Raw genomic sequence first — 19145 nt, 5'->3', positions numbered from 1 at the left:
AAGGACTCACCGCTATCACCCTCACCGACCTGCACTCGGGCCCCGTCCGTCTTCCCACTGACGTGATCATGCCGATGACGCTCGGCCCCGCCATCGTCAGCCACATCACTACCAGCCGCCTCGGCAACCCGGTCATCTATATATCCAGCTACGCCTTGCCCCTCGAATCTGCGTACGACCGCCGCACTGGGCACCGGGCAACGGGCAACGGGCAACGGGCAACGGGCAACGGGCAACGGGCAACGGGCAACGGGCAACGGGCAACGGGCAAACGATAGGGATCTTGCTAGGGAACCGACCGGAACGGCCCACCCAGCCCAGGGATACACCGGGACGAAGCTGAAACGAAACAGCAGGTCACGGGCACCTTCTGGGATCGGGTGGACCGTTGCGGGATGATCGACTTGTTGCTTCCAAACTGATTACGCGAGTTCGATTCTCGTCGCCCGCTCAAGTTTGCGCTGCTCAGAGAACTTTCCAAATCAACAAAGAGCGATGTAACAAGATCTTTTGCTAGGGATCTTGGTGGGAACCGCGCCTCTCCCGCTGAAGCGGCCTCGGTTGGAGTCGGCAACTCGGCCGAGCACCGTCACCAACGTCACACCTGTTCAGACCAGAGATTCATCGACCGCGACACACCAGCGTCTCCGCCGCGCCGGCGTGTCGTCAGAGCGGAAATCTGACGACACCGGCACGGCGACCAGCAACTCGCTCCGCCACCCCAGAGACACAGCCAGCGCTGCACTGACCACAGCCGCGCGGTAGAGGCCGCTGTGGTACGCCGGCCAACTCACGTGAATCGTGATCTTGGAGGAGGTTCCCGACGGTCATCGCTATCGATACCGTCGCAGCATGGCGCGTACACCCGACTCCTCATCCGCCGAGATCACGAGCAATACCCCGTCCGACCGGTCCGCGTTGATGCGGTGGTCACTGGTTATGTAAAGGTGGGCGACTCCGTTCTAGTCTGGGCGGAAGCTGAGCGTTCCGCTGACTCTCGCCTCGACGCCCTTGGTCGAGCCGCTCTTGCAGGGCTGATCGATGGTGTCGCTGTGGCGCATGCTTCATGTGAAGCCGAGTTCTGCCAGACCTGCGCCGACCTGCGGGTCGCACTCGCATGGAGTATCGGCGAGCATCGTGCGTGTCTGGATCGCATCTACGGGAAGGCGGTGTAGATCGAGAAGCGGTTTTGGGGAGCGGTAGGGCTGGCTGGCGCGAAGGCCCGACCGCGGTCGCGGTGGACACCCAGTCAACACACCCTTGACACCGGCCCGCACCGCCTAGCGGAACGGCGTTGGAACTAGACGGCCTCGAAATGCAGGGTCTCGGCGGGTCGCAGACCTGCACCGCTCGCATCGACGGCCTGAAGTTCCAGGTTCACGGCCTCGTGGGGCCAGTCGTCCTTGATCATGACGAGTCCGTTCCGGACCGGGACCGGTCCAATCCGGGTGCCGCCGGGTGCGGTCAGTATCAACGACGCGCCCTCTTTCCCGGGCGGAGCGAAGACGAACGTCCCCATTCCCCGCGCCCATCGCCAATCGGTGTCGGCCGCGTTCCAACAGGAGCCCGAGGCCCCGGACTGGTGGCGGCCGTCGGCGTCGACCTCCTCCTGGACGAAGCAGAGGTCGGTGTCCTGGTCGCGCACCCAGAGCCGGATGGCCCCACCGTCGCCGACGTCGACGGTGGACTGAATTGTGTAGCCCTCGGGGTCTTTCCAACTGGACACCGGGATTTGGTCCTCATCAGTTGGGCTGCTGCAGCTGACGGCCCCAAGGAGGACCGCGGACGCGGCGGCCACGGTCAGAAGCGTGCGAGCGTATCGAGACTGGTTGGCCATCATGAAGCTCCGATCCAACGGCGATGAGTATCAGTAGGCGCTACATCTTCTAGAAGAATGGCGGCACGTCCTCGCCGCAGTGCGGCTGCCTGCACGCCGCCACCAATGACGCGCCATGGAACGTGAGGCTCGTGTCGCCGAACTCGTCGTTCCGGCTTTCCCGGCAGATGAAATCCGCGGTGCAGAGTCCTACCCGAATCCACGCCTGCATCGGAACGCTGCCGTCTCCCGATATCCACGCTCCCAGGATCGACGCTTCAAGGGAGGCTCCGGCCCCGGCCCCCGGCTGCAACGAGTACACGCCGATCGCCTGCCGCTCGGCCGCGATGATCCGGATCGCGTCTGCGTGCAGCTCCTTGTCGCGGAGGAGGCGGGATGCCATTTCCATGCTTGCGGCCACTTCCATCGGTGCCTGCCGCTCGAATCGGATGGCCTGATCGACCAGTCGTCGTGCTGCTTTCACATCCGCGGCGCCGGGTTGCTTCTGCTGGGCGAGCGCGAACATTCGCATGAGTACCGCTGGGCCGCTCTCGGGAGAATCGTCCGACGAGACAGCCGAGGGCAGCGGCTGGCCAAGGTATTCGGCGATCTCCGCAAGGCGTGCGAGTCTCGCCGTCTGAGCCAGGGTCACGACCGGCTCGGTTCCGATTGCCGGGGCCCAGACTGCGCGCAGCGCCTGCACCAGGGCGGCACGAACCGGCGCGGACAGTTCAGAACCGTTCTGGTGCTTGAGTCGCAGGACCGCGGCGGTAGGTGTGATGAAGTTCTGCATCGCCTCGGTCAGCGCCTGGCCGTTCAGCTTGGGCCAGCCAGCCCCGGAGTACGGGGTTTCCGCCGGGATCCGGACATCGCAGCCGAGCGTCGCGGCGTAGACCGTGAGCTGCACGTCGGGCGCATCGGCGCCGGGCAAGCGCACGAGCCGGTCCGCATCGAGGATCCCGCACATCTTCGGCCGGGTCGTGTGCACCCGCAGATTCAGTTCCTTTGCGGCAGCATTCAGGAACGAACTCGTCGCCACGGATACCGGATCCGCGCCAGCACCGTCGACAAGTGACACGGCCGTGTCGTACGCCGCCTGAAGGTCGGTCGGCACGGTCGGCAGTTGATCCTTAAGCAAAGCGGCCAAGAGCATCTGGGGCGCGAAATTGGTGGCAGCCTGGCCGGCCGTCGAGCCGGCCGACGGTGTTCCGAGAGCCGAACGGACCCGCTCCAGCACCGATGCGTCAACGGGCGCGCCGACCCGGTGCAGCGCCGACACCGCGTGCACGGTGCTGCCCCAATCGCCCTGCGCATCGTCCGAGGACGACTTGTACAACCCGTCGGCACGCAACGGTTCCAGGGCAGAGACGACCACGGACCTGTCCACGGCGACGCCCAAGGCCGTGGCGACCTGCACCGCGTAGTCGACCTGCACGGCGCGAGGCAGGCCTTCGGTGTGCGAGCCGGTGATCTCCTGGGTCAGCCAGGGCTCGACCAGCTGGGCTTGCAGCCGCTCGCCACGGTCCGGGTCGAACTCCCGGAGCCGGACATTCCAGTATGTCTCCTCGAGCGAGAACGGGATAGCGGCGGAGTCGGCGCGCTCGAGGAAGAAGCCGATGGTGCCGTCGGAAACCCAGAGGTCGTCGGCCTCCGCCTCGATCGCCGCAAGGTCGAAACTCGGGACGGGACTGGACGACGGTTTTGCTTTCGGTGCATCGTTGCCGCCGGAACAACCGCTCGTACCCATGGCGGCGGCCACACAGAGGATGGCGACCACAGTGCCGCCGAGACGGCGAGAAGAGAAAGACACAGATTCCACACCCTTGCATGCCGTGCGCGCCACGACGGCGTTGCCGCCGTGGCGCGCACCGGGATTGCCAGCTAGCTACACTTCTTGGAGAGGTACGGCTGGGCCTTGGTCCAGTTCCAGTTGATGTTGCTGGAGGCGTACGAGGAGGTGGTGTAGGTGTAGTTGCCGAACGAGAACGCGCCCTTCACGACCAGGTTCACCTGGGTGATGTCACCGAAAGTTCCGGAGACCTGGAACCGGGTGAGATCGTCGCTGAGCGTAATCGAGTCGTCTTTGCTTATCGTCCGTGTCCAGTTCACCGTGCCTGAACCCCTGTTGAAGGAGCCTTCTGGCTTCGCGCCCACGGTGATCGACCCGGCCCAGTAGTCGACGCTCCAGGTGACCGTGTTGGTCACTTCGGTCGCGTTGTACGGCTTGGTCCCGGTCCAATGCACATACCCGATGGTGTCGATGAAGTCGACCTGGTAGATGTTGCCGCGCACCTTGTTGTAGTACGTGGTCATCTTGGCATTTGCCGTGGACCAGATCCTGCCCGTCGTGCCGTTGGGCGGCTGAATGGTCCGCGACTTGGAGGCACAGATCGAGCCGACCCTCTTCACCGCGGAGGCCGAGACGTCCCCGTCCCCCGTGGTGTCCTCGGTGTTCTCGCCCATGGAGTAGTCGGCCGGGGCCTCCGGCTTGGTAGCCGTTTCATCGCTGGGATCGCCGGACTCACCGGTACCCACGGAGAAGGGATACTGCACCACGCCGGAGGCGACACCGCTGGCGTTGACAGCCCGTACGTACAAAACGTGGGAATCCGATGTCGAGGGGGTGATCGGGATCGAGATCTCACCGGACGCCGCGACAGCGGTGGCCGGAGGGTTTACATCCAGTCCGTACACGAAGGACGACACGTCTGCACCGGTTGCGGGGGTGAAGGTGAACGCACCGGCCACACCGGGACCACCAGAGAACCTACCGGCCGGATAGTCCGCCGAGGTCACCGTGGGCGCCGAGGTGTCGACCGTGAACTCGCACCACGTGGTCCAGTCGGAGTACCGCCCGGTGTTGTCCAGGCCCCGAACCCGCCACTGATATGAACCGCCGTTGACGAGCACACCGGTCGGGACGATCCCGCTCGTCTGATCACCGACGGTGATGGCACTGTCCGTCCACGATTTCAGGGCGGCGGTGCCACCGACCGCCCACACGTCGAAGGTGATGTCGGTGGTGGTCGAGTCGGCGTCGGCGGCGGTCGCCGTCAACGTCGGCGTGGTCGTGTTCAGCACCGGCCGATCGGTCCCGGTTACACAGGTGGACGCGGGAACGGTGCTCTGCTGGTCGATGACCGGAGCTTCGTAGTCGACGTGGAACTCACAGAAGGCGCCGAACGAACTCCAGCCGGTGCCACTGTTGGTGCGAACCCGCCACTTGTAGTTCTGGCCGTAGCTCAGGACATCCGCCGGCACGCTGACCGCCGTGACGCCCTCCGACCCGACGGGCTGGGACTGCCGGCTGCCGAGCTTCGCGCTGCCACCGACCGCCCACCACTCGAACTCCGAGATGATCGCCTCAGGGTTCACCGTGTCTGTGACCGCGGCGAACAGACCCGGGGTCGTGGTGGTGACCGTCGGCCGGGCCGAGCCGGTGGTGCAGAGCGTCTGCGACTCGACGGCACGGTTGGTCACCGTGGCGGTCGAGTACGAGGTGTACACCACGCTCAGCGTCGGGTAGCGGCTGGAGGTGGTGCACGAGGTCGCCTCGGTGGTGTCGAGGTTCATCGCGCAGAACGACTTCGCGTAGCTGGTGTCCGACTCACTGCCGGCCTTGACCAGCATCCCGTAGTCGGTCAACGTGCCCGACACCCACGCCTGCACCATCTTCGTCACGTTGATCGCACCGGTTGCGTTCGGACAGCCCAGGTCCTCGTTGCCGTGGGAGAACGACGCCGAGGCGCTGTACGACGAGGAGGTCGTGTACGACGGCTGGTTGCTCCAGGTCGCCGACGTCATCGTGTAGGCCTCGGTGATCGGGTACGCGTAAACCGACCGTGCCGAACACGTGGGGGACGCGTTGTTGTACAGGTTCAGCGTCGCGCTGGATACGTATTTCCCCGACGGCACACTGCTCAACGTGTTGAACCGGATCAACGACCGCCGCTTGTTCCCGACTGACGACAGACCGACCCGCAGGTCGCTGTCCGAGACGTGCGAGTCGTTGTTCGCTTCGGACACGTAGGTGTCGCCGTAACGCGACGTCGACGACACGACTGGGTCGATCCACACCGGGTAGACCGTCTCCGGGTTCGTGAGGAACGGCATGCCCGCGCTCAGGTCCAGATACTGCGAGCCGTCTTGGTCCGTTGCCAGCGACACCGGAACCGTCTGCGACTGGACATGTTCCTCATCGACCACCAGCGACGAGTACATCCGCGGCCGCGGCATGGTATACACCACCGTCGCGGTCGCGTTGCCGTCGGCGTCAGTCTTAACGAAGTCGTAGCCACCGGTCTCGTTGGCCACCATCGTCAGCCCGTCCAGGTCGAAGCCCAGCCGCTGCTTCGGCGCCGTGACCGGAGGCGCGCTCAGCTTCAACGACTGCTCGAACCCGTCCGAGGTCGCCACGAGTTCCAACGCCTGGGTGGACGTCAGCTGGTACGTCGCTTTGTTCCCGTCAATCACCGGTTCCGGCAGCGCGGTCGCCCACGACATTTCGAACCCACGGGTCCCGTTGTCCAGCAACACCGCCGGACCGTCGCCACCGGCGGAGAACACCACGTCCGCCGGAGACACCTTCGGCGCCCAGCCGCCGGCGACCCGGTGCAGGTCGTAGTTCACGTCGGCCCATGACCCGTCGGACTGCTCGACCCGCACCGGCACCGAGGCGATCTCCGACCGCAGCGACCCGTCCGGCTGCGTATACGTCAGCGCCGTCGGCGACGTCTCGTCCGTGACCAGAATGTCCTTACCGGTCTTCGCCGCCGCCAGACGCGCCGACTCCTCATCCGGCCGTTCGTACGTCTCCGGAGCTGCGGCCGGAGTCTTTGGCACAACCTCGGCAGCCGCGTTCCCGGGTGCCACCAGCACACAGGCGGTGAATACCGCCACATTGGCGAACAAGGCCGTCCACCGGCGCAGCCGGCCCGACGAACGCCGGGCCCGAATTCGCCCTATTTCGGCATTTGGGTGCCAGTGGGACACAGCATGGCCATGATGATCAAACACCACGACTTCCCCGCTAACTTCATGAAGACAGCGCAGCTACAACGGATGCGCAAGGACGCGGGCACAGTCACATAGCCGGATACCGACGGTCAAGATCCTTTCAGCTGACCACAACCTGAACGTGACGCAGGGGAGACATCAATCGTGTATGTGAATGTGGACCGATCTCGATGCGCCTGGATACCGCCCGACCCGACCAACGACAAGAGCCCCGACCAGCATTCCTGCTGGCCAGGGTCGTTGCGTGGGGGTCCTCGACCTCAGAGGGCGGCCACAGACCGTTTAGATTGATCTATGCGTCGGGTCGCTTGGAGACCATTCTGCGGGCTTCCTATAGATAGCGATCACTCGACGGCGTGAGAGATGAATCTCGGGCACGACCGAGCCGTTGGCTGCGGCGTTTGCTGGTCATGGGGGTCTCGGCCCGCCAAGATTGGCGAATACCGCAGGGCCGGAATACCGCTCCTATACCGGCATACCGAGCAGAACTGCTCGACCGCGGGCGACCCGCGAACGAATGTCAGCGTGGTCCGGCAGGGCGGCTATGACTCCAACGGGTCTGATTCCATGTGTCGATGCTAGCCCGAACGCACGCACTCATCGGCATGAGAATACGTTCTCTCCGAGAGCAAGCAGGCTTGGTTGCGCCCACCACGCTGCGAGGGCTTCGCGGTGCAACCCGAACCGTCAATACCCGCCGAGGTATGGCGGGTGCATCGGCATCAACCAGTTGCTCACTACCGCCGCGGCGCTGGCGACAAGATGTGCCCGCCGACCCATCCGGCTCGGTTACGACTGGTTCGTGACTCAGCTCTTTCTGTTCGCGTCGATCGATCCTGGCCGTCAGGTTCGATGCCGACCGAGCCCGCTCATCAACTGCCTCGGCGTCCCGAATGGATGAGTCGCCTTGGCCCGGCTGTCGAACTGGTTGAAGCTGCGCCGACATCGGCTAACTTCTTGAGTGGCGGTCCGGAGGCGGTCGCCCGCTGCGAGGCCCGAGATCCCCGGAAGATCAGTGCCGCAAGCAGTTCAAGGGTGGTGCCCATGCCTCCAGCTTCTCTCCAGTAAGCGCTCGCTCTACCTTGTGCCGATTGACCATCAGGTTCTGCGGCGGTCCGGGACGCCAGCAGCGGAGAGGTCAGTCATGGCAGTCGCCACGAATCCCAACCGGTGGAAGAAGCGGCGTGAGCTCTGCCCCGTCAGGGCGGATATCGCCTGCTTCATCGAATCGAATCCTTGGATGCGGCTGAAGAGCTACCGCGACGGATCCACTAGGGCAACCATGGGCGGCTGGTAGAATTGAGCCTCGTATGCGGTCGCGCAACGATGAGAAGGGTCATCTAATGCCTGGTCGGGTTCCTGCAAAGGGGACAGCAGTCGAGGCGCGGACCATGCGATGGGTGTTTCCCTACTTCGCGTTCTCAGCGGGAATTCTGTCGTTGTGGGCCGGGGGTTTTCTCGGCGCTGCGCTAGCCTTTGGCATCGCGGCCGTGATCGCATGGAAAACGGGCAGGAGTAGGGCGCTGCGGTGGGCGTTGATGGCTCTCGCCGTGCTCTTCATGGTCGGGCTGGCAATCGTGCTTCTCGATGCCTGGTTCGGATCAGGCATGCTGATCAGTTCTTCGAGCTGATACCGAGAGGCAAGTTCTCGGTGGAGGGACGAGGGCCAGAACGTCTGCACTTGGGCGGTCTGGCCCTCGTCCTCGCAAGAGCGGTGACCTCGAATGGGCGGGGCCTGCGGCGTTCAGCCACGAGCGGGCACCGGGCACCGGGCACCGGGCACCGGGCACCGGGCACCGGGCACCGGGCACCGGGCACCGGGCACCGGGCACCGGGCACCGGGCACCGGGCACCGGGCACCGGGCACCGGGCAAACGATAGGGATCTTGCTAGGGAACCGACCGGAACGGTCCACCCGGCCCAGGGATACACCGGGACGAAGCTGAGACGAAACAGCAGGTCGTGGGCATCTCCTGAGACCGGATGGGCCGCACTGGCATGATCGACTTGTTGCTTCCAAACTGATTACGCGAGTTCGATTCTCGTCGCCCGCTCCGCCACGAAGGCCCAGGTCAAGACGGTATCGTCGACCTGGGCCTTCGTCGTTCATCCCGCACGGATGATCTTGCGTGCCATTAGGCGTCAGCGCCGGGGTTACGGTCGCGCTTGGCCGGCTTGCCGCCGGCGGGCCGGTCGTCTGTCGGCTTGCTGCGCCTCGCTCGCTTACCGCCCGCGGCATTGGCCGGTTTCCCGGACTTCGGGCTCTTGGTGATCCGCTTGTCCGTGCTTTCGGCGATCTCGCGGGTCACGCTCGTTGGTGGCGTGCGGATGGATCGCGGAGGCCGGAGAAGGCAGCGACAGTGATCAACGCCACGTATCGGGCGGCATCTGCTCGTCGAGCGCGAGTACTCGGGCGACGGTGGCGACCGGGCGCGCATCGCTGATCGCGCCCGGCTCGACGGAGCATCCAACCGGGCGCGATCAGGCTGGCTATGCCACGAAGCGGGAGCGGCGGCGGCGTCCGATCAGGTAGCCGGCACCGCCGAGGAGCAGAAGCGCGCCGCCGATGCCGGCCACGGTCCCAGTGTCGGAACCTGTCACGGGCAGCCCTCCGTCCTCACCGTCCTGGCCGCCGGGGGCGCTCGGGTCGGCGGAGGGGGTGGCGGTCGTCGTGGCGGAGGGCGTCGCGCTCGGTGTGACACTGGACGTCGCACTCGGCGTGACACTGGGTGACGGTGAGGGCTGGGAGGCGCAGTCAAGCTCACGTGCGGCGTACAGACCCTCGTTGAGGTAAGCCAGGGACACATCGATGGTCCCGTTGTCGAGCACCTTCTGCGCGGCCGCCTGCACGTTGGCACCGGCGCCGGTCAACGTTCGGGCAACCGAGATCCGCAGATCCGCCGTCCAGGCGCTCTGCATGCCCTTCTTGAGGAAGGCCCGCAGGTCATCCGCAGTGCCCTTCAGCCGCTCGTGCATCGTGCGAGGCAGGACGGGCAACGAGTCGGTCTTTGCCGCATCCAGGATCTGGTTGGCAACAACCTGGATCTCCACATCGGTGGCGGTGTCCAGGTCGATGGTGACCAGCTCGCGGATGTCCTTGTAGAGCTTGCGCTCGACCGTTTGGCAGGCCGCGTCGCGCCCGGGCGTTTCGGCTTGTGCCGCCGCTGGTGCCGCGGGAATCAGTAGAACCAGCGCCATCAGGACGCCAGCCGAGATCTTTCGTCGCATGTGGGTCTTACTCCCCGTTGAAGGCCAAAACTCGGAAATACTAGCGTCGATGAGCGGACGGGGAGACGGGGAATCTCGTCGATGCTTGCCTCGGGTCTCGTCATGCGGGGTCCTTGTAGCCGAAGCGGCTGAACAGCGCCGTGTCAGTCGTCGCGGCCGGTGTCGTCGTCCTTCTCGCGGGACCAGTCGCGCAATTCGGTGAAGCGCTCGACGGACCGCCAGGGGGCGGTGCGGACCCACTCGTCGCCGATCTCGTCGAACAGCGCGTTCGCCGGCCGGAAGAGGCGGCCCACGCTGAGGCTGTAGGCGAAGTGGTTCCACAGCACCGGCGTCAGCAGCGATCGGCGGTAGTCGTCGTGCCACACCGAGGTGTGGGCAGCGGCACAGATCTCACCGGACACTTCGGGCCGCCGGAGGTACGCTTTGCCGCCCTCGGACCACCGGTGCTCGAGGTGCGCCTGCGCGACGATCAGCGGGACGTTCGTGCCGGGGCAGGCGGCGGCCCGGGTTCGGGCGAAGTCGAACATCGCCTCGGTACTGCCGCTCCACTTGGGCATCAGGTTGTTGAGCATCTGCTCGTGGCCGAAGAGGTGGGTGGGGTCGATCTCGATCAGCTTGTTGAACCGGTGCCAGCGCTCCTCCATCGGCAGTTGCCGGGCCCGGCCCAGGACGACCAGGTAGTGCCAGGCCTCGGCACAACCCGGATCGCGGTCGATCACCTCATCGAGGCAGTTCTCGGCCAGCTTGAGGCGCTGGAACCAGATCTTCCACTGCTCCTGGGAGACCGTGTCGGAGGTGCCGCTGCCCCGGGCGTCCCACGCCCAGTAGACGGCGCGGGCGCCACGAACCAGCAGCGGCAGGGTCGAGTTCGGCTCGGCGCGGATCACGTCGGGGATCCACTCCTCCACGCCGTCGGCGGAGGCGGCGAACTCCATGTAGTACATGAAGTGCTCCGGGTCGGCGCCGGTGAGGATCTCCCGGGCGGTCGGCCAGTCCCGGTCCCGCAGGGCCACGCTCAGCCGCCGGGCGCCCTCGTCGTGCAGGAACTCGTTGATCTCCACGGTGTCGTCGGCGTCGTCGGCACGCCTCGTCTTAGGCCACACGGCTGCTCCGGATCGGGTGCGTCATTCGAGGTTGTCCCGGGTGTAGTCGCGGGATCTGAGGAAGAACTCGACGTCGCCCCACGGGGACCGGGTGATCCAGTCCTCGCCGATCGAGTCGAAGAGTGCCCAGGCCGGCTTGTGGAAGTCGCCCCAGGCGAAGGCGTACGCGAAGTTGTTCCAGACGATCGGGGTCAGCACCGTCGTCTCGTAGTCGTCGTGCCAGAAGGAGAGCTGGGCCGCTTCCCAGAGGTCGTCCGTGATCTCGGTGGGCTCGTAGTAGGTCAGTTCGAGCGAGCGGTCCGGGTTGTCCGGCTCGCGGACGGCGGACAGATGCGCGTTGTGTTCCCGGTGGGCCAGCGCGACGAGCGCCGGGATGTGGGTGCCGGGGCAGGCGGCGGCGCGGGTGCGGGCGAAGTCGAAGACGGCCTCCGAGCTGCCGCCCCACTTCGGGGTGAGGGCGAGCAGCATCTGCTCGTGCCCGTACCAGTGGTCCGGCTCGATCTCGATCAGGCGATGGAAGCGCCGCCACCGTTCGTCGAGCGGCAGGCCCAGCGAGCGGCTCAGGGCGATCGACCACGTCCAGGCGTCGGCCCAGCCCGGCTCCCGGGTGGTCACCTCGTCGATGCACGCGGCGGCCTGGCTCACCCACCGGGTCCAGAGCTCCGCCGCCGCGTCGCTGATCCTGCCGGTCCAGCCGTCCGGGCGCAGCTCCCAGGCCGAGGTGAGCAGGGCGGCGCCGCGGATGAGCAGCGGGAGGGCCGCGCCGGGTTCGGCGCCGGTGATCCACCGCTCGATCCCGTAGGTGCTCGCCGCGACGGAGAAGTAGTAGCTACGGGTCTCCGGATCGGTCGCGCCGAGAATCCCGCGGGCGGTCTCCCAATCCCGTTTCCGCAGCGCATCGCGCAAGCGTTCGGCATCCTCGTCGAGGAAGCGGCAGAACTCCGGCGCCTCTTCCTCGGCGGCGCTCTCCTTCTTGAATGGCCACACGGCCGCAGAGCTTAGGGGCCGCCGACGCACTTCGAAAGATCGACATCTCGGTTCCGATTGACAGGTGACCAAATGGTCACCTAACTTAGTGTGATGACGGACGACGACCGGGTGTTCAAGGCGCTGGCCGACCCGAGCCGCCGGTTCCTGCTCGACCTGCTCTTCGCGCGTGACGGCCGCACGCTCACCGAGCTGGAGTCCGAGCTGGAGATGACCCGGTTCGGCGTCGCCAAGCACCTCCGGGTGCTCGAAGAGGCGGGTCTCGTCGTCGTGCGCCGGTCGGGGCGGGAGAAGTTGCACTTCCTCAACCCGATCCCGATCCGGCAGATCCACGACCGGTGGATCGACAAGTTCACCGAGCAGCACGTGACCGCATTGATCGATCTCAAGCAGTCTCTGGAGGAGCAATGAGCGACACCAAGGTCTTCCGCATCTGGATCAAGGCGCCGGCCGACAAGATCTGGACGGCCATCACCGACCCGGAGTGGACCGCGAAGTATGCGTACGCCGCACCGCAGTTCTACGAGCTCAAGAAGGGCGGCCGGTTCTACTCGACGGCCACCGAGGAGATGAAGGCGTACGCGGCCGCCGGTGGCTTCGAGTTGCCCGAGACCATCATCGACGGCGAGGTGCTGGAGGCGGAGCCGCCGCGGCGCCTGGTGCAGACGTGGCGGATGCTCATGGACCCGAGCACCGCGGTCGAGCCGTTCACCACGCTCACCTACGAGATCGAGGACTCCGGTCCGGGCGTCTGCCGGGTCACCATCACGCACGAGCTGACCGGCGCGCCGGCCCACTCCGCGATGGTGTCCGGGAGCCCAGACGCCGGCGCCGAGGGTGGCGGCGGCTGGGCCTGGGTCCTCAGCGACCTCAAGTCCCTGCTGGAGACCGGCAAGGTCATGGCCGGCTCGTAACAGCCGTCGGGGCCAGCCCGTGCCCACACGGCACGGGCTGGCAGACTTGCCGCGTGAGCGACGGGGAGTTGGAGACCTACAGTCTCGTCGAGCTCGCCGTCGACCGGCTGCGGCGGGACATCCTGAGTGGCCGGACCGATCCGGGCGAGCGGCTGGTCGAGGAGCAACTGACCCGTCGGCTCGGGATCAGCCGGGCGCCGCTGCGGGAGGCGATGCGGCTGCTGGCCGAGCAGGGCCTGATCGAGCACATCCCGCGCCGGGGCGCCCGGGTGGCCACCCTCTCCGACGACGACATGCGTGAGCTGTACGAGGTGCGCGACGTCCTGGAGCGGCACGCGGTCACCAGCACTCCCGCGGCGCCCGACCTGACCCGGCTGCGTGCGGCGCTCGACACGATCCGTACGGCGACGGCTACCGACGACCGCCTGGAACTGGCCAACGCGCACCGCCGGTTCCACGTCGAGGTGGTCGCGCTGAGCGGGAACCGGCAGCTCACCGCCCTCTACGAGTCGATCCTCGTGCGGATCCAGCTGTTCATGGCGGTCAACATGCGGCGTGAGGCCGAGACCGCCCGCGCGGTGGACGGGGTGCTGCGGCACGAGCGGCTGTTCACGGCGGTCGAGACCGGCGCCACTGCGGAGATTCTGGAAGCGCTGGGTGCGCACGGTGCTCGTACCTACCTGACCTGAGTCGGGCTTTCATCCGGTACGAGGGCTTTGATAGCTCCGGGAAATCGGGCCGTTACGTGATGCAGGTCTCACCGAAACAGAATTGTCGACAATCGACGGTGTGGATGTGCATGCGATCGTCGATGCGGTTCTTGCGGCGCCGGCGCCGGACGGGGTCTGGATCAGCCGATTCTCCGCGGCCGAGCTGCACGAGCAGGCCCGCCGGGTGGATCCGGCCGCGCCTCTCGCCGGGGTCACGTTCGCGGTCAAGGACAACATCGACGTCGCGGGGCTGCCGACCACCGCGGGATGTCCGGACTTCGCCTATACGCCGGAGCGGGACGCGCCGGTGGTGCGGCGGCTGCGGGAGGCCGGCGCGATCGTGGTCGGCAAGACCAACCTGGACCAGTTCGCCACCGGGCTGACCGGGGCGCGGTCGCCGTACGGGGCTCCGGAAAGCGTCTTCGGCGGCGGCCTGATCGCCGGAGGGTCCAGCTCCGGCTCAGCGGTCGCGGTCGCGGCCGGAACCGTGGACTTCTCACTCGGCACCGACACCGCGGGGTCAGGGCGGGTGCCGGCCGCGCTGAACGGCATCGTAGGGATCAAGCCGACCCGGGGACTGCTCAGCACGCTCGGGGTGGTGCCGGCGTGCCGGTCGCTCGACTGTGTCTCGATCTTCGCCCGGGGCACCGCGCTGGCGGCGCGGGTGATGCGGGTGGCACGCGGACGGGAGCCGGCCGACCCCTGGTCACGAGAGGGGCGGCGGCAGACGGTGGCCCGGGTCCGGATCGGCCTGCCCGGAGGGCTCGACTTCTTCGGCGACGGCGGGCAGGAGAAGGCGTTCGCCCGCTTCGCCGAGAAACTCACAGCAGAAGCGGCGGAACCCACAGCAGAAACCGGAAAGCGCACGGCAGGAACCGGGGAACCCACGGCAGGAACCGGGGAGATCGATGCGGGCTTCGGGGTGGTCGGCGGAGTCGAGGTCGGTGACCTGATCGAGGCCGGGGATCTGCTCTATCGCGGGCCCTGGGTGGCGGAGCGCCTGGCCGATCTCGGTGACTTCCTGGCCGCCCACCCCGAGTCGGTGCTGCCGGTGACCCGGCAGGTGCTGGAGGGCGGGCTCGCGTTCACGGCGGCGGACGCCTTCCGGGCTCAGCACCGGCTACGGGAACTGCGGACGGCCGCCGAGCGCATGTGGGAACGGATCGACGTGCTGGTGCTGCCCACGATCGGGACCACGTTCACGCACGCCGATATCGCCGCGGACCCGATCGGGCGCAATCTCGCGCTGGGCCGGTACACGCAGTTCGCGAATCTGCTGGACATGGCCGCGGTGACGATCCCGAACGGGTTCACCGGGGACGGGCGGCCGGCCTCGGTGACGCTGTTCGGGCCGGCTTTCAGCGACGACCTGTTGATGGAGCTGGCCCAGGCGCTCACCGCCGAACCGGACACCGGCACGGAGCAGGACGGAGATATGGCTGCCGGAGGCGGCCGGTCACGTGCCGCTGTGGAGCAGGACAGAGATCCGGCTGCCGGAGGCAGCCGATCACGTGCCGGTGTAGAGCGGGACGGAGATCCGGCTGCCGGAGGCGGCCGGGAGGACGGGATGACCGTCGCGGTGGTGGGGCTGCATCTGAGTGGGGAGCCGCGCAACGGGGAGCTTCGCGAGCGCGGCGGAACGCTACAGATCGTGACCAGGACCGCCCCCTGCTACCGGATGTACGAGCTGCCGTCGGGTGCTCCCGGGCTGGTCCGGGTCACGGACGGCGGCGCCGCCATCGAGATCGAGCTCTGGCGGCTGCCGGCCGCCCAGGTGGGTGGCTTCCTCGCGGGCATCCCGGCGCCGCTGTCGCTGGGCCGGCTCGTGCTGGAGGACGGCGCCGAGGTGACCGGATTCCTCTGCGAGGCGTACGCGGTGCGCGGCGCCCGGGACATCACCGCCAGCGGCGGCTGGCGGAATCACCGTTCGAAGGGAGCTGACTCATGACCGCACGCATCGGGCCGGTGCGGGCCAACCCGTACGCCTGGCCCTACGACGGCTCGGTCCCGGTGGACCGGACCGCCCTGCTCTGCATCGACTGGCAGACCGATTTCTGTGGACCCGGCGGCTACGTCGACAGCATGGGCTACGACATCGAGCTGACCCGGGCCGGGCTGCCGGCCACCGCAAAACTGCTGTCGCACGTCCGTGAGCTGGGCATGCTCGTCATCCACACCCGGGAGGGCCACGATCCGGACCTGTCCGACCTGCCCGCCAACAAGCGGTGGCGGTCGAAGCGGATCGGGGCGGAGATCGGCGGTCAGGGACCGTGCGGCCGGATCCTGATCAGGGGCGAGCCGGGTTGGGAGATCGTGCCCGAGGTGGCGCCGGCGCCGGGCGAGGTGGTGGTCGACAAACCCGGTAAGGGCGCGTTCTATGCGACAAATCTGGACCTCGTCCTCCGTACCCATGGAATCTCGCATTTGATCTTGACCGGAATCACCACGGACGTCTGCGTGCACACGACCATGCGCGAGGCCAACGACCGGGGTTACGAGTGCCTGATCCTGAGCGACTGCACGGGAGCCACCGATCCGTCCAACCACACCGCCGCCCTGCACATGGTCACCATGCAGGGCGGCGTCTTCGGCTGCGTCGCCACTTCCGACGACGTGATAGCGGCAACGGAGGCTTGAGATGCCCATTGTCGACGCCCAACCCACCCCCTTCGAATTCGATCTGGACACCACCGCGCTGCTGGTGATCGACATGCAGCGGGACTTTCTTCTGCCCGGCGGCTTCGGTGAGTCGCTCGGCAACGATGTCGCCCAGCTCCGGCGGACGATCGGGCCGATGAAGCGACTCCTGGAGGCCTGGCGCGCCACCAGCATGCCGATCATCCACACCCGCGAGGGACATAAACCCGATCTGTCCGATTGTCCCCCCGCGAAACTCAAGCGCGGCCCGATGATCGGCCAACCGGGCACATTCGGAAAGATCCTCATCCAGGGCGAGTACGGCCACGACATCATCGACGAACTCCAGCCGCTGGAGAACGAGGTCGTCGTGGACAAACCGGGCAAGGGTGCGTTCTATGCCACCGACCTGGAAGAAGTCCTGACGAAGGACGGCATCAAGAGACTGGTCGTAACGGGGGTCACGACCGAGGTGTGCGTCCACACCACGGTCCGTGAGGCGAACGACCGCGGCTACGAGTGCCTGGTCCTGGCCGACTGCGTCGGCTCCTACTTTCCCGAGTTCCAGCAGGCCGGCCTCCGGATGATCGCCGCACAGGGCGGCATCTTCGGCTGGGTCGCCGAGTCCCCCGCTCTGATCGAGGAGATCGCCCGATGAAACTCGCCTACTGGGTCCGGGGCGACACCAACGCCTTCTTCGGGTTCGGTGTCAACGTCCTGGTCAACGTGCTCACCCTGACCGGCCTCTGTCTCGGCGTGATCAAGATGCCGGCCGGCGACGTCTTCGGCGTGATCCTCCCGGCGCTGGGCATCGCCCTGGTCGCGGGCAACGTCTACTACACCTTCCTGGCCCGGCGGCTGGCCGTCCGGGAGAACCGCACCGACGTGACGGCCCTGCCGTACGGGCCGAGCGTCCCGCACATGTTCATCGTCATCTTCGTCATCATGCTGCCGATCTACCTGACCACGAAGGATCCGGTGGCGGCGTGGACGGCCGGTATCGCGTGGGCGTTCATCATCGGTGTGATCGTGCTGATCGGCGCGTTCGTCGGTCCGTACATCCGCAGGTACACGCCACGGGCCGCGCTGCTCGGCACCCTGGCCGGCATCTCTATCACGTTCATCTCGATGAACCCCGCCGCCAGCATGTGGAACTACGCCTGGATCGCCCTGCCGGTCTTCGGCCTGCTGCTGATCGGCCTGCTCACCGACGTGAAGCTGCCGTTCAACTTCCCGATCGGGCTGGCCGCGCTGCTGGTCGGCACGGCGATCGGCTGGATCGGCGGCGCCATGTCGGTGCCGGACGTGCAGAGCGCCGCGAAGGACATCGCGTTCGCCTTCCCGCACCTCAAGGTCGACCTGCTGATCGACGGCCTGAAGGACATGGCGCCGCTGCTGGCGACGGCGATCCCGCTGGGCGTCTACAACTTCACCGAGGCGATGACCAACGTGGAGAGCGCCGCCACCGCCGGCGACCGGTACAACCTGCGCAGCGTGCTGCTGGCCGACGGCGCGGGCGCGGTGATCGGCTCCTGTCTCGGGTCGCCGTTCCCGCCGGCCGTCTACGTCGGGCACCCGGGCTGGAAGGCGGCCGGTGGGCGTACCGGATACTCGATGGCCACCGGCGTGGTGATCGCGCTGCTCTGCTTCTTCGGCCTGTTCGGGCTGCTCGGCGCGATCTTCCCGACCGCCGCGATCGTGCCGATCCTGCTCTACATCGGCCTGCTGATCGGCGCGCAGGCGTTCCAGGCCACGCCGAAGGCGCACGCCGCCGCCGTGGTGGCCGCGCTCATCCCGAACATCGCCTCCTGGGCCACCGGCCAGATGGACAACGTGCTGGCCGCGGCCGGGACCACGGCCGCGCAGGTGGGCACCGAGGCGCTGGCCGGAGCGGGCGTGGTCTACGACGGCCTCAAGACGCTCGGTCAGGGCGCCATCCTGGCCGGCCTGGTGCTCGGGGCGATCGTCGCGTTCCTCATCGACAAGCGGTTCTGGCACGCGGCGGTCTTCGCGGCCAGCGGCGCGGTGCTCACCTTCATCGGCCTGATCCACGCCGAGAAGGTGCAGTGGAACGCCGACGGTGAGGTCACCCTCGGTTACCTCTTCCTGACGGTGGTCTGTGTGCTGTTCGCGCTCGGCAAGCCCACCCCGCGGGCGCCGGAGCCGGACGAGGTGACCGACCCCGCGCCGGAGAAGGAATCCGCCACCGTCGGATGAGCTCCCGTCGACGCGGCCCGGATCCCTCCGGGCCGCGTCCCCCATCGGAAAGGGCAACCCGTGGAAAGAGACCTTCCGGACGTGATCGCCGAGATCACCGCCGCGTTCGAGGCCTACGAGCGGGCGCTGGTCGCCGACGACGTCGAGGGGATCCTCGCCTTCTTCGCCCCCGCCGCGGTGCGGTTCGGCATCGCCGACCAGCAGATCGGCATCGAGGAACAGGCCAGGTGGCGGCGCGCGCAGGGCGGCCTGCCGCCGGGCCGTCGTCTCAAGGACACGATCATCCAGGGGTACGGGGAGAGCGTGGCCGTGGTGACCACGTTGTTCGGCTATCCCGGCAGCGACGTGCTGGGCCGCCAGTCGCAGACCTGGGTACGGCTGCCGGAGGGCTGGCGGATCGTCACGGCGCACGTCTCGGAACCGGCACGTCAGCCGACATAGCGGCGACACGATCCGGTTATCCGCACGTCATCGGGGAATCGGGATGGCGACGACGCGAGACGAGGAGGCGACGTGG

16 protein-coding genes are annotated in these 19145 nt (G+C 67.1%); 9 read left to right on the top strand and 7 right to left on the bottom strand.

Going from position 1 to position 19145, the window contains the following annotated elements:
- Positions 1–1300 precede the first annotated feature (1300 nt).
- The 3 genes from IEZ13_RS42490 to IEZ13_RS42480 form a co-directional block, all read right to left on the bottom strand.
- Positions 1301–1726 carry a hypothetical protein gene (locus IEZ13_RS42490; protein ID WP_183228005.1) on the bottom strand — a complete coding sequence of 142 codons (426 nt, stop codon included), beginning with the start codon at positions 1724–1726 and terminating at the stop codon, positions 1301–1303.
- A 160-nt stretch (positions 1727–1886) separates the two neighbouring features.
- Positions 1887–3626 carry a hypothetical protein gene (locus IEZ13_RS42485; protein ID WP_183228006.1) on the bottom strand — a complete coding sequence of 580 codons (1740 nt, stop codon included), beginning with the start codon at positions 3624–3626 and terminating at the stop codon, positions 1887–1889.
- Positions 3627–3697: 71 nt separating this feature from the next.
- Complete coding sequence (locus IEZ13_RS42480; protein ID WP_183228007.1) at positions 3698–6658, bottom strand: DNRLRE domain-containing protein; 2961 nt, start codon at positions 6656–6658, stop codon at positions 3698–3700.
- Between the two features lie 1574 nt (positions 6659–8232).
- Here IEZ13_RS42480 and IEZ13_RS42475 point away from each other — a divergent pair.
- Positions 8233–8463: a hypothetical protein gene (locus IEZ13_RS42475; RefSeq protein ID WP_183228008.1), complete on the top strand. Its 231-nt coding sequence runs from the start codon at positions 8233–8235 to the stop codon at positions 8461–8463.
- A 504-nt stretch (positions 8464–8967) separates the two neighbouring features.
- Here the strand turns inward: IEZ13_RS42475 and IEZ13_RS42470 are convergent.
- The 4 genes from IEZ13_RS42470 to IEZ13_RS42455 form a co-directional block, all read right to left on the bottom strand.
- Positions 8968–9141 carry a hypothetical protein gene (locus tag IEZ13_RS42470; RefSeq protein ID WP_183227722.1) on the bottom strand — a complete coding sequence of 58 codons (174 nt, stop codon included), beginning with the start codon at positions 9139–9141 and terminating at the stop codon, positions 8968–8970.
- A 181-nt stretch (positions 9142–9322) separates the two neighbouring features.
- Positions 9323–10060 (bottom strand): LPXTG cell wall anchor domain-containing protein, encoded by a 738-nt coding sequence (locus IEZ13_RS42465; protein ID WP_183227724.1) that lies wholly within the window; start codon positions 10058–10060, stop codon positions 9323–9325.
- Between the two features lie 143 nt (positions 10061–10203).
- Complete coding sequence (locus tag IEZ13_RS42460; RefSeq protein WP_183227726.1) at positions 10204–11163, bottom strand: hypothetical protein; 960 nt, start codon at positions 11161–11163, stop codon at positions 10204–10206.
- 21 nt (positions 11164–11184) lie between these two features.
- Positions 11185–12150 carry a hypothetical protein gene (locus tag IEZ13_RS42455; protein WP_183227727.1) on the bottom strand — a complete coding sequence of 322 codons (966 nt, stop codon included), beginning with the start codon at positions 12148–12150 and terminating at the stop codon, positions 11185–11187.
- Between the two features lie 93 nt (positions 12151–12243).
- Here IEZ13_RS42455 and IEZ13_RS42450 point away from each other — a divergent pair, with 93 nt between their 5' ends.
- The 8 genes from IEZ13_RS42450 (at position 12244) to IEZ13_RS42415 (ending at position 19069) form a co-directional block, all read left to right on the top strand.
- Entirely contained in the window at positions 12244–12561 is a 318-nt protein-coding gene (locus IEZ13_RS42450) for an ArsR/SmtB family transcription factor (RefSeq protein WP_183227729.1), read from the top strand.
- Positions 12558–13064 (top strand): SRPBCC domain-containing protein, encoded by a 507-nt coding sequence (locus IEZ13_RS42445; protein ID WP_183227730.1) that lies wholly within the window; start codon positions 12558–12560, stop codon positions 13062–13064. Before IEZ13_RS42450 ends, IEZ13_RS42445 begins: the two co-directional genes overlap by 4 nt.
- A 53-nt stretch (positions 13065–13117) precedes the next feature.
- Positions 13118–13753, top strand: coding sequence for a GntR family transcriptional regulator (locus IEZ13_RS42440; RefSeq protein WP_183227731.1), 636 nt, complete (start codon positions 13118–13120; stop codon positions 13751–13753).
- Between the two features lie 100 nt (positions 13754–13853).
- Entirely contained in the window at positions 13854–15722 is a 1869-nt protein-coding gene (locus tag IEZ13_RS42435) for an allophanate hydrolase (protein ID WP_183227732.1), read from the top strand.
- Entirely contained in the window at positions 15719–16411 is a 693-nt protein-coding gene (gene biuH / locus IEZ13_RS42430; RefSeq protein WP_183227733.1) for a biuret amidohydrolase, read from the top strand. The genes IEZ13_RS42435 and biuH overlap by 4 nt, the downstream gene beginning before the upstream one ends.
- Position 16412: 1 nt before the next feature.
- The gene (locus tag IEZ13_RS42425; RefSeq protein WP_183227734.1) at positions 16413–17069 is read left to right on the top strand and encodes a cysteine hydrolase family protein; all 657 of its coding nucleotides are present in this window, start codon (positions 16413–16415) and stop codon (positions 17067–17069) included.
- Entirely contained in the window at positions 17066–18628 is a 1563-nt protein-coding gene (locus IEZ13_RS42420; protein ID WP_183227735.1) for a SulP family inorganic anion transporter, read from the top strand. Before IEZ13_RS42425 ends, IEZ13_RS42420 begins: the two co-directional genes overlap by 4 nt.
- Before the next feature lie 60 nt (positions 18629–18688).
- Positions 18689–19069 (top strand): AtzH-like domain-containing protein, encoded by a 381-nt coding sequence (locus IEZ13_RS42415; RefSeq protein ID WP_183227736.1) that lies wholly within the window; start codon positions 18689–18691, stop codon positions 19067–19069.
- The last annotated feature ends 76 nt before the right edge of the window (positions 19070–19145 follow it).

Source organism: Actinoplanes campanulatus (assembly GCF_014647795.1).
Classification (GTDB): Bacteria; Actinomycetota; Actinomycetes; order Mycobacteriales; family Micromonosporaceae; genus Actinoplanes; species Actinoplanes campanulatus.
Note: the sequence above shows the minus strand (reverse complement) of the source record. Positions and strands in the feature narration are given on the sequence as shown.